This is a genomic window from Yersinia nurmii (assembly GCF_001112925.1).
In the GTDB taxonomy this organism is placed as follows: domain Bacteria; phylum Pseudomonadota; class Gammaproteobacteria; order Enterobacterales; family Enterobacteriaceae; genus Yersinia; species Yersinia nurmii.
In genome coordinates, this window is sequence record NZ_CPYD01000006.1 from 16,421 (window position 1) to 30,189 (window position 13,769).

Genomic DNA, 13,769 nt, shown 5'->3' on the forward strand with positions numbered 1-13,769 from the left:
AATTTCAATACTAATTAATAGTCCATTTAGAATTAACCGTATTGAAAGGTGAGGGAACAGTCTAAGTGATAATAAGCAGATTTATTATATTAATTGCCAATTTAGATAAATAAAGGATAAACAAAGGAAATTAATTCATGATGGTGGTGTTAGTTAACCCGCATCAGGCTGATAAATAACCCCATCAGCCTGACGTGTGAGCAATAACCCATTGTTCCATGGCGAAAGCGTCCAGCGGCTCGGAAAACAGATATCCTTGCCCGATGAGATAACCCTGACGGCTAAGCAAATTGCGCTGTGCTTCGGTTTCCACGCCTTCCACCACGACGGAAAGTTGCAAACTTTCACCAATGCGGATTACCGCTTCGCTAAGCGTTCTGCTGGTTTCATCGTGCTCCAGATCGTTAACGAAACTCTTATCCAGCTTGATTTCATCTAGTTCCAGTCGACGTAGATAGCTCAGACTGGAATAGCCGGTGCCAAAGTCATCCATTGATAGCCTTACGCCTTGCTTATGGATCTTATGGAGCGTGGCAAAAATACTGGGATTATTATCAATCAGAATATCTTCGGTGATTTCCAAAGTTAAATCCTGCGGCGGCAAATGATAGCGTTGCAGAATGTGGGCGATGATATCCGGCAGCCCTAAATTATGGAAATTGGTTGGTGATAAATTAACAGAAATAGATGGCACATCAATGCCACGCAGACGCCATTCCGCCAGTTGACGACAGGCTTCATTAATCGTCCACAGCGCGAGTTCATTAATTAACCCGCACTCTTCGGCCAATGGAATAAAACGCTGCGGCGGGATCTCCCCTAGCGTTGGATGATACCAGCGACTTAAGGCCTCTACGCCGTAAAGTTGACTATCGTTAAGTCTGACCTGCGGCTGATAATAGAGCTGCAGGGTATTCAGATGTACCGCTTGACGCAGTGCGCCTTCCAGCGCCTGACGCTGTAAATTTAGCTGGTTCATTTCTCTGCTGAAGAACTGGAACTGCCCACGCCCCATCTCTTTGGCCTTATGCTTAGCGGTATCTGCATTGTGCAGCAGCGTATTGATTTCTTGGCCATTATCCGGATACAGGCTAATACCGATTCCGGCAGAAGGGATAATGGTCACCCCAGCAATCTGGCAGGGCTGCGACAGACAACCCAGCAGTTTCTCGACTCGTAGCGTGGTTTTATCAACGTCAAAAGCGCTTAAAATCAGGACGAATTCGTCACCCGATAAGCGGCCAATGATATCGTGTCTGGCCATATCTTCACGTAATCGCTGGGCAATGGTGCACAGCAATTCATCTCCCGCAGCCTGACCCAGTGAATCGTTAACCTGCTTAAAACGATCGATATCAATCACTAATACGACCAGCGAGTGCCCTTGCGCTTCGGCCTGACTAATTGCCTGATGAGCATGGTTGAGGAACTGGGCGCGATTAGGCAGGCCGGTCAGTGAGTCATACAGAGCCAGTTGCTGGATTTTCATCCGTGACCGCTCTCTTTCCAGCGCTAGCGCACACAGGTTGGTGGCCAGTTTGACTAACTTATGGTGGAAGGCGTTAGGGCCGCGTTTTTCGCGGAAGTAAAAGGCAAAAGTACCCAACACCTCTCCCCGGCTGGATAAAATAGGGCTAGACCAACAGGCTGATAACCCAAGCGGCAGCATAATATGACGGAGGCGACACCACAGAGGATCGTTGGCGATATCTTCCACTAATACCGGTTCTTTGCGATAGGCTGCAGTACCGCAAGAGCCGTTGTGCGGGCCGATGGGTACCTGTTGCATTGCGTCGGCGTAATGTTGTGACAAGCTGGGGGCCGCCAAGTGCTGTAAGGTATTATCATTCCGAGCTTGAAGAATACTCACCACGACTTCCGGCGCAATGCGTTCAATTTCGAGGCAAAACATATTCAGCACTTCATCCAGCGGGCGCTCTAACACTAAGGATTCCAATACCTTATATTGCAGTACTTCATATATTTTGGTCGGGGTAATATCCGTCAGTACGCCAATGGTATAACTGGGTTTTCCCTGTTCGTCATAGACTGAATTTATGGTTGCCGAGCACCAATGGGGCTGGCCGTCCTGACTATAAAACAGCTCTTCCGGATGCAACGTTTGGTGAAGATCGCCGGACGGAGCCGATATGGGTGAGGAAGGCGGTTTATTTTGTAACAGGGCAGCAATCGGTTGCCCCAGGGCCTGCTGTGCGCTGTAACCGAATAGTTTGGTAAAACCCTGATTGATATACAAGGTGAGATGACCGTCATCGCTGCCACCGGCGATAAACATTGCGCTATCGCTGCGGTCGGTCAGTTCGGTTAGCAGCTGTACCCACTCATGGGTTGAGGATTCCAGCGCCACCTGTTGGGTGATATCTTTGGCGATTTTGACCATTCTAGCGGTTTTACCGTCGCGACCCGGAACCGGCTGATAAATCGCGGCGAGCCATACTGGGGAACCGTCTTTGTGTCGCCGCTCAAAGCGACCTTCCAGAGACAGGCCAGCGCGCAGACTTTTACGCAAGGCGTGATACTCTTTGCTACCGATAAAATCGGGCTTACAGAACATTTTATGGGGCTGCCCGATGACCTCGTCCCGCTGATAACCGAAATAATCAAGATAGTTCTGGTTAACATTGACCACCACACCGTTAAGATCGAATTCGATAATAGCTAGAGAAAGATTTAATGCCTGCAACAGCGCCTCATGTTCACTGTATGCGGGCAGATCTTTTTCAGTGGGGAAAGGATCATTTAAATGGCTCATGAGGATTCCTGTAGCAATAGAAGCGCCTAGGCCGTTGTATCATTAAACTAAAATCACCGGACATGTAAATCAAATATCACTATCTATATAGAAAGAGAATAGGATAACTGGCAAAGAATTTAAATATAATGAAGTCATTCACCAAAAGAACAGACTTTGTACAACGACAATTAGATTTTTTAAATCTGTTTAGCGAGTCTTTAACCTGGAGTATCTCAGAAGAGAAAACCCACAACCATAAAGAGTAAATATAGTGCAATATTTATAAATTAATTAAAGTTTTTAATGCGTATTTAATCCGAGACTTTTTAACGACTAATTAAAAATTAAATGAATGCTTGCGGTCGACAGCTAATTACGCAGGGAATATCGGCTAAAAAAATAACCAGTGCTTGTAAATCATTCAATTTTGACGTGTTTATTATGGGGAGGGAAAGAATGCGTCCCCGCCAGCGCTGAAAAGGCCGGCGGGGACTCGGTGAGAGGGCAACGGTAATTACATTTGCCCGAAACGTCCGTCATTAAAATCTTTAATGGCTTCTTTGATTTCCGTCTCGCTGTTCATAACAAAAGGCCCGTAACCGACAATAGGCTCATTGATCGGTTCACCGCTGAGTAATACTAAGACAGCATCATTATTGGCTTCAATGGTCAGATGGCTACCCACAGAATCCAGCAAAACCATTTCGGCTTCGCGACCCATGCTTTCGCCATTCACCATAATGGTGCCGTGCAATACGATCAGTGCGGTATTCCAGCCTTCCGGCAGAGAAATTTCACTGACGCTACCCTGATTCAACCGCATATCCCAAACGTTCAGCGGTGAAAAGGTTCTGGCAGGCCCGCTATGGGTGCCGAACTCACCGGCTATGACCCTTACACGACCGGCGTTATCCGGCAGCTCAACACTCGGAATATCCTGATTTAGGATCGCCTGATACCCAGGTGCGGCCATTTTATCTTTGGCTGGTAGGTTCACCCATAGCTGAACCATTTCCAGCGGGCCACCGCTTTTACTGAAGGCTTCGGAGTGAAACTCTTCGTGTAAAATACCAGAGCCTGCGGTCATCCATTGCACATCGCCGGGGCCGATAACGCCGCCTTTACCGGTAGAGTCACGATGTTCGACTTCACCTTGATACACTAGGGTGACGGTTTCAAAACCGCGATGTGGATGTTGTCCCACGCCACGCTGGTGATTGCTCGGTTTAAAATCCTGCGGTCCGGCGTAATCCAGCAGCAAGAACGGACTCATCTGTTTGCCGTGGCTTTGATACGAGAACAGGGAACGAACCGGGAAACCGTCGCCAACCCAGTGGGAACGTGGCGCAGTGTAAACACCTAGTACTTTTTTCATCATAATCTCCTTACAACAGGTGGGTTGCTGTATTGGATAAAGTATAGGTTTAGGATAATTTAAGCGGTAGATAGCAAAATAGCACATCACTGTCCTATTAAATGAACAATAAGGTGACTATGCAGGATCTCAACGATCTTTATTACTACGTTCAGGTGGTCGATCACGGCGGTTTTAGCGCAGCCGCACGCGTGCTGGGTATGCCTAAATCCAAGCTTAGCCGCCGTCTGGCGCTGCTTGAGGACCGATTGGGCGTTCGTTTGGTGCAGCGTTCCACCCGACGCTTTGCGGTGACAGAGATCGGCCAAACTTACTATGAGCACTGTAAAGCCATGCTGGTGGAGGCCAAAGCGGCGCAGGAGTCCATTGAGTTAACCCGCGCTGAACCACGTGGCGTGGTGAGAATAACCTGTCCGGTAGCGTTGTTGCAGGCTAACGTGAGCCAGATGCTGGCGGATTACATGGCCCGTTGCCCTCATGTGAGTGTGCATTTGGACGCCACGAATCGCCGGGTTGATCCGGTGGCGGAAGCTATTGATATTGCGATAAGAGTTCGGCCTGGGCCGATTGAAGATAGTGATTTAGTGATGCGGGTACTGGCCGATCGCTGCCAGAGTCTGGTTGCCAGCCCAGCGTTGCTGGCGAAGTGCGATGACATCCGATCACCGGCAGATCTGACCGGCATCCCCAGTTTAGGATTAGGGCAGCCGCAGCAGAATTTTGTGTGGAATTTGCAAGGCCCGAATGATGCTCATGCAGCGGTTAATCATCAGCCTCGGTTTATTACTGCCGATATGGTGGCGTTGCGCTGTGCCGCGCTGGCTGGCGTCGGCGTAGTGCAGTTGCCGCTGATGATGGTCAGAGAGCAATTAGAGAGCGGGGCGTTGATTCGCCTGCTACCGGATTGGGCACCCAAACCGGAAATTATCCATGCGGTATTTCCGTCTCGTCGCGGGTTGCTGCCTTCGGTTCGAAGCCTATTGGACTTCCTCGCCGAAGGTTTTGCGCAGATTCGCGAAGTTTAATCGCTGAATTATCCGCCATGTCGTAGCAAATTCACCATATTCACGACCGCGGCGGAGCGCTCGTGGCGACGCCAAGCCAGCGTAATCTGAGTTTTTAGCTGGTCATCATCAATTTCATGGTAGGTAACATTTGTTGCCTGAATGGTTGTTAGCGAACGCGGTACTACGGTGATACCAAATCCGGCAGAGACCATTCCGATGGCGGAAACCAACTGTGGCGATTGCTGCCCCAGTTCTGGCTCAAATCCGGCGCGGTGGCAGGCGTTCATAATGGCATCAAACAAACCGGGGCCAACTTCCCTTGGGAAGGTGATCAGCTTTTCATGCTGTAAATCCCGCAGGCTTATTTTGGCACGGTGGTGCAGAGGATGGTCGGCGGGCAGCACCAGCACCATATCTTCTTCCACCAACACCTCGCAGGTAAATTCGGTACTGGCGTTGCAAGGTTGGCGAATGAAAGCCACGTCAATGCGTTCGCTGTGTAAATCGTTCATCAACACCGGCATGATTTCTTCGCTAGGCAATAAAATGACCGACGGAAAAGCTTCCCGATAGCGATGCAATAAGGATAAAACCGCCGGTTGGAAGGCGGTGGAGCTGGCAAATCCAACCCGTAGTTTCCCCGTTTCCCCTCGGGCGATGCTTTTGGCTCGCTCAACCGCTTCGTCCGTCAATTGCAAAATGTGAAGGGCGTCGGCATAGAAAGCCTCACCGGCCTCCGTCAGTTCAACGCCCCGGCTTAACCGATGTAACAGCGGCGTACCTATCTCGCGTTCCAGTTTTTGAATTTGCTGACTCAGCGGCGGTTGCGAGATGCCGAGCTTTTCAGCTGCCCGGGTAAAGTGCCGAGTAGAAGCGACGGCAACGAAGTAACGCAGATAACGATGTTCCATATATTTTTGATATCGAAATAGTGAGGTTCCTATATTGGTACTTATGTCGTTCTGGCGTCAACCTTATAGCTAAACATAAGTGTAATTTATGTTATAGATGAGAGGGAGAGCAACATGATTAACCAAGAGCACCCAGTATGTTCATGTGCAGAGGAGATTGCGCAAAGCTTCATTACCCATCAGAAAGGGCATCCTGAGTGTGTTTTGTACCAAACCTCATTAATGAGTGCGCTAATAAGTGGTGTTTACGAAGGCAATGTCACCATGAAGCAACTGCTTCAGCACGGCGATTTTGGATTAGGAACCTTCAACAATCTCGATGGGGAGTTGGTTGCGTTCAACAGCGAAATTTATCAATTGCGTTCGGACGGTAGCGCCCGTAGCGCCCAGCCTGAGCAGAAAACTCCCTTCGCGGTGATGACTTTCTTCCAGCCAACGGAAAAGCGTTGTTTTGAACATAAAATGAGCCGCCAGCAGATTCATAATGTGATTGATGATGTGACCGAGACCGATAATCTGTTTTGCGCATTGCGTATCGATGGCAAGTTTAGCCACGTTGAAACCCGCACCGTACCGCGTCAGCATCGCCCTTATAAACCCATGCTCGAAGCCATTGCCGAACAGCCAACGTTTGAATTCGAACATCGCAGCGGCGTCATTATCGGGTTTCGCAGCCCGGCTTATACCCAAGGCATTAATGTCGCGGGTTACCACGAGCATTTTATTACCAATGACCGCAGTGGTGGTGGACATGTGCTCGATTATCAACTGGAAAACGGAGAGCTGACTTTCGGCACTTTGACCAAGCTAGTGATTGATTTACCACAGGACAATGACTTCCTGAAAGCGGATTTGACGCCGTTAAATCTCGATAAAGCGATTCGCGCGGTAGAAAGTTAATCCCCTGATGGGCAATGAGAACGGTCATAAAGGACAACGTCATGAATCATGAAAATGAAATGCAGGAATGGAAGTGCGGTGCCGATCTGGTGGTGAATCATCTTGAGCAACAAGGCGTTAAGCAGGTTTTCGGTATTCCGGGCGCGAAAATTGATCGGGTATTTGATTCACTGGAAGATTCCACGATTAAAACCATAGTGGTGCGCCACGAAGCCAATGCCGCTTTTATGGCTGGAGCCATTGGTCGTTTAACCGGTAAGGCCGGCGTGGCATTGGTGACTTCTGGCCCAGGTTGTTCCAATCTGGTGACCGGGCTGGCCACCGCAACGTCGGAGGGCGATCCGGTGGTCGCTATCGGCGGCGCGGTGAAACGGGCTGATAGTCTAAAAATCACGCACCAAAGCATGGATACCGTCAGCATTTTCCGACCAGTAACCAAATTTAGCGTGGAAGTGACCGCCGCGAGCGCATTACCGGAAGTCATGGGAAACGCCTTCAGAACCGCAGAGTTTGGTCGACCAGGCGCGGCCTTTGTGAGCCTACCGCAGGATATTATTAATGAGCCGGTAACCAGTCGTATTCTGGCTCATCAACCTTGCCCGGTTAATGGCAGTGCGCGCACGGAAGATATCGTCGAAGTTGCGGCATTGCTCAATAAGGCCAGGAATCCCATATTGTTACTAGGTTTAATGGCGAGCCAACCAGCCAACGCCGAGGCGGTTCGACGTTTGCTACGCCATAGCCAATTGCCGGTTACCAGCACTTATCAGGCCGCTGGGGTCATCGATCAGGCGCATTTCGATCGTTTTGCGGGTCGCGTTGGGCTGTTTAACAATCAGGCCGGTGATAAGTTACTGCAACAGGCGGATGTGATTCTTACCGTCGGTTATAGCCCGGTGGAGTACGATCCTGCGCTGTGGAACAGCGGCCGTGCGACCTTAATCCATCTGGATGTATTACCGGCGGAAATTGACGTTGCCTATCAACCGGAGAAAGAGCTGGTGGGTAATATAGCCACCACGCTAGATGAGCTGACCAAACGGCTTAACGGTTCGTTAATCATGACCGCACAGACCGAGGCCGTGCTGGAAGAGCGCTGTCGTCAGCGCCGTGATCTGGCCAATCGAGCCGAACGCATGAGCGGTTTTGCTATTCATCCTCTGAGATTAGTTCGCGCGATGCAGGATATTGTTAACAGTGACGTGACGCTGTGCGTAGATATGGGGAGCTTCCATATCTGGATTGCACGTTATCTGTATAGTTTCCGTACGCGGCAGATTTTGATGTCTAACGGCCAGCAGACCATGGGGGTGGCTTTACCTTGGGCGATTGCCGCCGCGTTGGTCAATCCTCATCAAAAAGTGGTGTCGGTTTCTGGGGACGGCGGCTTTATGCAATCCAGCATGGAACTGGAAACGGCGGTGCGGTTGAAGAGTAATTTATTGCACATTATCTGGGTGGATAATGGGTATAACATGGTTGAAATCCAAGAGCAGAAGAAATACCACCGTCCTTCCGGCGTCAGTTTCGGCCCGATAGATTTCAAAATGTATGCGGAATCCTTCGGTGCCAAAGGTTTTGCCGTTGAATCTGCCGATGAATTAACCACCAAACTGCATCAGGCTATGGACGTTGCCGGCCCAGCCGTGATCGCGATCCCAGTAGATTACTCAGATAATTATCGTTTAATGGAAGAGTTAAATATCAGCCAGCTGTTGTAAGCGGTCTAGGATAGACCCACTGATTTTCATAGGAAAATGAAGGGCAGTGACAGTGTTGGAGAGATAAAAAAACCGGCTGATGTTTGGCCGGTTTATTTTTTTCTGATAAATCAACTTTCGACGGTTTGTCGGTGGAACAGTGCCCGGAACACGGGATAAATGTCTTCCGGTTCGCGAATATGCTGCATAGCGAAATTATCGAATTGTGCTTCCAAAGCCTCGTATTCCCGCCACAGGGTTTGATGTGCGCGGCGTGTGATTTCTATATAGCTGTAATAACGCACCATAGGGAGGAGCTTTTTCGCCAGAATCTCGCGACACAGCGGCGAATCATCGGCCCAGTTATCGCCGTCCGACGCCTGAGCGGCATAAATATTCCACTGCACCGGGTCATAACGTTCCTGAATTACTTCATCCATTAACTTTAAGGCGCTGGATACAATGGTGCCGCCGGTTTCCTGCGAGTAGAAAAACTCCTGTTCGTCGACTTCCTTAGCCTGCGTATGGTGGCGGATATACACCACATCTACGTTTTTATACGTCCGGCTCAGGAACAGATACAGCAGAATATAGAAACGTTTCGCCATATCTTTGGTCGGTTGATCCATTGAGCCGGAAACGTCCATCAGGCAGAACATCACCGCCTGGCTGGAAGGCTCAGGACGACGTTCATAGTTTCTATAGCGTAAATCGAAGGTATCAATAAAAGGAACCCGTTCGATTTTCTGCCGTAATTCAGCAATTTCTTTTCTCAGACGCTCTTCTTCTAGCAACTGGGCCGGTTCTGAGTTTTCCAGTAAAGCTAATTCTTCTTCCAACTGATGCATCAACCGCCGTTTACCTGCGGTCATCGCGGTTCGACGCGCCAGCGAATTTTGCAGTGAACGTACCACGCTGATATTGGCCGGAACCCCATTTGCCGTGTAACCCGCGCGATGTGTTTTAAATTCGGTCAGCTGCTTATATTGGTTCTTTTTCAAATTGGGCAGGGCGAGATCTTCAAATAGCAGATCCAGATACTCATCTTTGGAGATCTGAAAGACAAAATCATCCTCGCCTTCACCATCCTGACCGGCCTTGCCCTGACCACTGCCAGAACCGCCACCACCTTGCTGGCGTTCAACCCGATCGTTAGTCACAAAATGGTCGTTGCCAGGATGAACCCGATGACGTGCGCCACCGCGTCCCTGATGAAACATCGGTTCATTAATGTCGTCGATAGGGATAGAAACCGATTCGCCGCTGTCCACGTCAGTTACAGACCGTTTGTTGATGGCCTCGGTAATCGACTGTTTAATCTGCGCCTTATAACGGCGTAAAAAGCGTTGGCGGTTAACCATGCTTTTGTTTTTGCCGTTAAGTCGCCTGTCAATAAAGTAGCCCATAAGTCCCCCGAATCCGATCGACCTGAATCTCACCTTCATCTTTCGAACGGTTGTTGTGCTGGCTGCTACCCTTGACCCCGATCACTTAGCGGGCTAAATGACCGGGGGTGTTCAATTGCCGCCTTGCCGTCGCCCGAAATCACTTGGGGAGCCCCGCTATTTCTCAAGCTGCTGCTCGAAATCTATTGGGTTTATACCTGCTATGCCGAACTGCATCGGCAAACGGGTTATGAAGATTTTCTTACCCGCAGATACCATTCACACAGTAGGCGAACTTGCTTACGGGTATAACCTTTCTCCATCATCCGGTCGACAAAGTCATCATGTTTTTTCTGCTCGTCCGTTGAGGTTTTCGCATTGAAAGAGATGACTGGCAGTAACTCTTCGGTATTAGAAAACATTTTCTTCTCAATGACCGTGCGTAATTTTTCGTAACTGGTCCAGTTAGGATTACGGCCATTGTTATTAGCCCGCGCCCTCAGAACAAAATTAACGATCTCATTACGGAAATCTTTCGGGTTACTGATACCCGCCGGTTTCTCGATTTTCTCCAGTTCGGCGTTCAGTGCCTCGCGATCGAACAGTTGACCGGTATCCGGATCGCGATATTCCTGATCCTGAATCCAGAAATCGGCATAGATAACGTAGCGGTCGAAAATGTTTTGGCCGTATTCAGAGTACGATTCCAGATAGGCAGTCTGAATTTCTTTACCGATAAATTCGGCGTATTTCGGAATCAGATAACCTTTCAGGTGCTCCAGATACTTCTCCGCCACATCCTGTTGGAATTGTTCTCTCTCGATTTGCTGTTCCAGAACATAGAACAGGTGCACCGGGTTAGCCGCCACTTCCGCGTGGTCGAAGTTAAATACGCGCGACAGAATTTTAAAAGCGAAGCGGGTAGATAGGCCGTTCATCCCTTCATCCACGCCGGCGTAATCACGATATTCCTGATAAGACTTAGCCTTAGGATCGGTATCTTTCAGGCTCTCACCGTCGTAAACGCGCATTTTCGAATAAATACTGGAATTTTCCGGCTCTTTTAGCCGCGATAAGACAGAGAAGCGAGCCAGCGTTTCCAGCGTTCCTGGCGCGCAAGGCGCGTGGGTTAACTCACTGTGTTCCAACAGTTTGTCGTAAATCTTGATTTCCTCTGAAACTCGCAGGCAGTAAGGAACCTTGACGATGTATACACGGTCGAGGAAGGCTTCATTGTTCTTGTTGTTTCTAAAGGTGACCCACTCCGATTCGTTGGAGTGAGCTAGGATAATGCCGTTGAATGGCAGGGCTGAGATACCCTCAGTACCGTTATAGTTACCTTCCTGCGTCGCCGTCAGCAGGGGATGCAGTACTTTAATTGGCGCTTTGAACATCTCAACGAATTCCATAATCCCTTGGTTCGCGCGGCATAATGCACCGGAATAACCATAGGCATCGGGGTCGTTTTGCGCGTGATTTTCCAGCTTACGGATATCCACTTTGCCGACCAGTGCGGAGATGTCCTGATTGTTCTCATCTCCCGGTTCGGTTTTGGCAATGGCAATCTGCTGCAAAATTGAAGGCCAAACTTTAATCACTTTAAATTTAGTGATATCTCCACCGAATTCGTGCAGACGTTTGGCGGCCCACGGCGACATGATGGTGCCGAGATAACGGTTAGGAATATTGTATTCTTTCGCCAGAATGGCCGCGTCTTCCTGCGGATTAAACAGGCACAGCGGATGATCGTTAACCGGGCTGCGCTCGCCATTGGCGCTGAGCACATAAATGGGTACGAGCTGCATCAAAGCTTTTAGTCTTTCGGCCAGAGAGGATTTACCTCCACCCACCGGACCTAATAAATAGAGGATTTGTTTCTTCTCTTCCAGCCCTTGGGCCGCATGTTTCAGATAGGAAACGATTTGTTCGATGGCTTCTTCCATGCCGTAGAATTCTTCAAACGCAGGGTATCGGGCAATAACCCGGTTGGAGAATAGCCGAGACATGCGTGAATCAAGCGCAGTGTCGACCATCACGGGGCTACCAATAGCCATCAGCAAACGTTCGGCCGCGTTGGCATAAGCACTGCGATCCTGCTGACAGACAGTAAGAAACTCCTGCAGAGTGAACTCTTCGTCCTTGGCCGCTTCATAGCGCTGGCGATAGTGATCAAATATGTTCATAGCATGCCCGTCCTGTTTGAATGGTTGGGAACATAAAAAAGTAGTAGGGCTTTATTGGGTTAAAATTTTGAAACTACTACCTTATTGTTATGGTCGCGTCTGTTCTAAAGGTCAAGTTGGCAAGGGCGATAGATTGACCAATTCTGCGGCGAAGGAAGGCGCTGAATTAGAGTGTTATGCTGATGATGTGGGTTTAACCAGTTGAATTGTGATTATTTCTAGTTTTTTGTTCTGGAAAAGTGCCGGTATGCTGGTGTAATCAAAACGGCATAAATTTTACTTACTTTCTGTTAACAGAGGTTAAATCTATCGCAACCTATTTATCTTTGTAATCAATCCGCAGTGTCAGGCGGCGGCCTTTTGTCTAGGGTTTGAATGAGCGGCGGATTGATGTCGCTGTAGATAATCTGAGGAGGGGAAAGAAAGGACATTAGCGATAGATGCGATGGCAGCATGTTTAGCCGTAGAAAAGTAACAATAATTGTCACTAGTGATTATAATTAGCTTGGCTAATTGTATCGGTAAACCGCACTGTGATTAAAAATGTTACGAGTTTGGTAATGAAGGTTTCCTTTATAAATCACAGAGTTTTTGCCTGAACTTATGTAAAGTTCCAGCAGAAAACCAACAGTTGCTTTACACTAAGGCAACTAATTATTTGTTTACATATGGAATGGAAAATTTGTGAAAACCTTTAAACTAAAAACTTTGGCTGCTGTAGCCATCGCCATTAGCTGTGCCAGTGCTGCACACGCCGGTACTTGGTCTTTAGGGGCTTCCGCCTTAGTTAGCCCAGATCCGTATCTGGGTAAACAGGATCGCGTTTATCCGGTTCCTGTGATCAATTACGAAGGTGATGATTTTTACTTCCGTACTCTAGCTGCCGGTTATTACCTGTGGCGTGATGATAGCAACCGTCTGACTCTGGACGCTTACTATCTGCCGTTAAACTTTAGACCAGGTGATAGCGACGACTGGCGCATGAAGCAGTTAGACAAACGTCGCAGCACGTTGATGGCTGGCGTGTCTTACGCTCATACCGAAGACTGGGGAATTATCCGCACCGCGATTTCGGGGGATATGCTGGATAACAGCAACGGTTTGATCGGGGATGTGGCCTACTTATATAAATTCCAACTGAATAACTGGTTGTTGACTCCAGGAGTGGGTGTGACTTGGAACAGCAAAAACCAGAACAAATATTACTACGGCGTGAGTGGTAACGAAGCTGCGCGCAGCACTTTGAGCGCTTATGAGCCGAGTGATAGCTGGTCGCCTTATGCCGAATTGTCCGCGCATTATCAAATTAACGCTAGCTGGAATGCGTTCTTCCTTGGCCGCTATATTCAACTGTCAAGCGAAGTTAAAAACAGCCCAATGGTTGATAAATCCTATACTGGTATCGTCTGGACCGGTGTGACTTATACGTTCTGATTATACTAATCAGACAGCATGACAGGGGCCATCAGGCCCCTGATTTGGGTTAATTTAACGCTTAACTGACTCCTCCTCTTATCATTTCCCTGCTTGATTCGCTATTTGTTTCTTTTTTT

The 13,769-nt window shown here is 48.8% G+C and carries 9 protein-coding genes; 4 read left to right on the plus strand and 5 right to left on the minus strand.

Features of this window, described 5'->3' with window-relative positions; genetic code table 11:
* Positions 1–184 precede the first annotated feature (184 nt).
* Both AD970_RS09145 and AD970_RS09150 read right to left on the minus strand, forming a co-directional pair.
* Positions 185–2,773, minus strand: a complete 2,589-nt coding sequence (locus AD970_RS09145) for a sensor domain-containing protein (protein WP_049598148.1) — start codon at positions 2,771–2,773, stop codon at positions 185–187.
* A gap of 496 nt (positions 2,774–3,269) precedes the next feature.
* The gene (locus AD970_RS09150) at positions 3,270–4,130 is read right to left on the minus strand and encodes a pirin family protein (RefSeq protein WP_049598150.1); all 861 of its coding nucleotides are present in this window, start codon (positions 4,128–4,130) and stop codon (positions 3,270–3,272) included.
* A gap of 119 nt (positions 4,131–4,249) precedes the next feature.
* On the opposite strand from AD970_RS09150, the gene AD970_RS09155 reads away from it, so the two are divergent.
* Complete coding sequence (locus AD970_RS09155) at positions 4,250–5,155, plus strand: LysR family transcriptional regulator (protein WP_049598152.1); 906 nt, start codon at positions 4,250–4,252, stop codon at positions 5,153–5,155.
* A gap of 8 nt (positions 5,156–5,163) precedes the next feature.
* Here AD970_RS09155 and AD970_RS09160 read toward each other — a convergent pair whose 3' ends face one another.
* On the minus strand, positions 5,164–6,048 hold the full coding sequence (locus AD970_RS09160) for a LysR family transcriptional regulator (protein WP_049598154.1): 885 nt from the start codon (positions 6,046–6,048) through the stop codon (positions 5,164–5,166).
* A gap of 114 nt (positions 6,049–6,162) precedes the next feature.
* Here AD970_RS09160 and budA point away from each other — a divergent pair, with 114 nt between their 5' ends.
* Together budA and alsS are read left to right on the plus strand one after the other, a co-directional pair.
* The gene (gene budA, locus AD970_RS09165) at positions 6,163–6,948 is read left to right on the plus strand and encodes an acetolactate decarboxylase (RefSeq protein ID WP_049598156.1); all 786 of its coding nucleotides are present in this window, start codon (positions 6,163–6,165) and stop codon (positions 6,946–6,948) included.
* Between the two features lie 41 nt (positions 6,949–6,989).
* On the plus strand, positions 6,990–8,669 hold the full coding sequence (gene alsS, locus AD970_RS09170; protein ID WP_049598158.1) for an acetolactate synthase AlsS: 1,680 nt from the start codon (positions 6,990–6,992) through the stop codon (positions 8,667–8,669).
* 110 nt (positions 8,670–8,779) lie between these two features.
* Here the strand turns inward: alsS and AD970_RS09175 are convergent, their stop codons facing one another.
* On the minus strand, positions 8,780–10,054 hold the full coding sequence (locus AD970_RS09175) for a YeaH/YhbH family protein (protein WP_049598160.1): 1,275 nt from the start codon (positions 10,052–10,054) through the stop codon (positions 8,780–8,782).
* A gap of 227 nt (positions 10,055–10,281) precedes the next feature.
* Positions 10,282–12,216, minus strand: coding sequence for a protein kinase YeaG (gene yeaG, locus AD970_RS09180; RefSeq protein ID WP_049598161.1), 1,935 nt, complete (start codon positions 12,214–12,216; stop codon positions 10,282–10,284).
* 684 nt (positions 12,217–12,900) lie between these two features.
* On the opposite strand from yeaG, the gene AD970_RS09190 reads away from it, so the two are divergent.
* Positions 12,901–13,650 carry a MipA/OmpV family protein gene (locus AD970_RS09190; protein WP_084728142.1) on the plus strand — a complete coding sequence of 250 codons (750 nt, stop codon included), beginning with the start codon at positions 12,901–12,903 and terminating at the stop codon, positions 13,648–13,650.
* Positions 13,651–13,769 lie beyond the last annotated feature (119 nt).

Coding starts and splice junctions, on each gene's coding strand:
- AD970_RS09145 (WP_049598148.1), bottom strand. CDS start 2,773: ATGAGCCATTTAAATGATCCTTTCCCCACTGAAAAAGATCTGCCCGCA.
- AD970_RS09150 (WP_049598150.1), bottom strand. CDS start 4,130: ATGAAAAAAGTACTAGGTGTTTACACTGCGCCACGTTCCCACTGGGTT.
- AD970_RS09155 (WP_049598152.1), top strand. CDS start 4,250: ATGCAGGATCTCAACGATCTTTATTACTACGTTCAGGTGGTCGATCAC.
- AD970_RS09160 (WP_049598154.1), bottom strand. CDS start 6,048: ATGGAACATCGTTATCTGCGTTACTTCGTTGCCGTCGCTTCTACTCGG.
- budA (WP_049598156.1), top strand. CDS start 6,163: ATGATTAACCAAGAGCACCCAGTATGTTCATGTGCAGAGGAGATTGCG.
- alsS (WP_049598158.1), top strand. CDS start 6,990: ATGAATCATGAAAATGAAATGCAGGAATGGAAGTGCGGTGCCGATCTG.
- AD970_RS09175 (WP_049598160.1), bottom strand. CDS start 10,054: ATGGGCTACTTTATTGACAGGCGACTTAACGGCAAAAACAAAAGCATG.
- yeaG (WP_049598161.1), bottom strand. CDS start 12,216: ATGAACATATTTGATCACTATCGCCAGCGCTATGAAGCGGCCAAGGAC.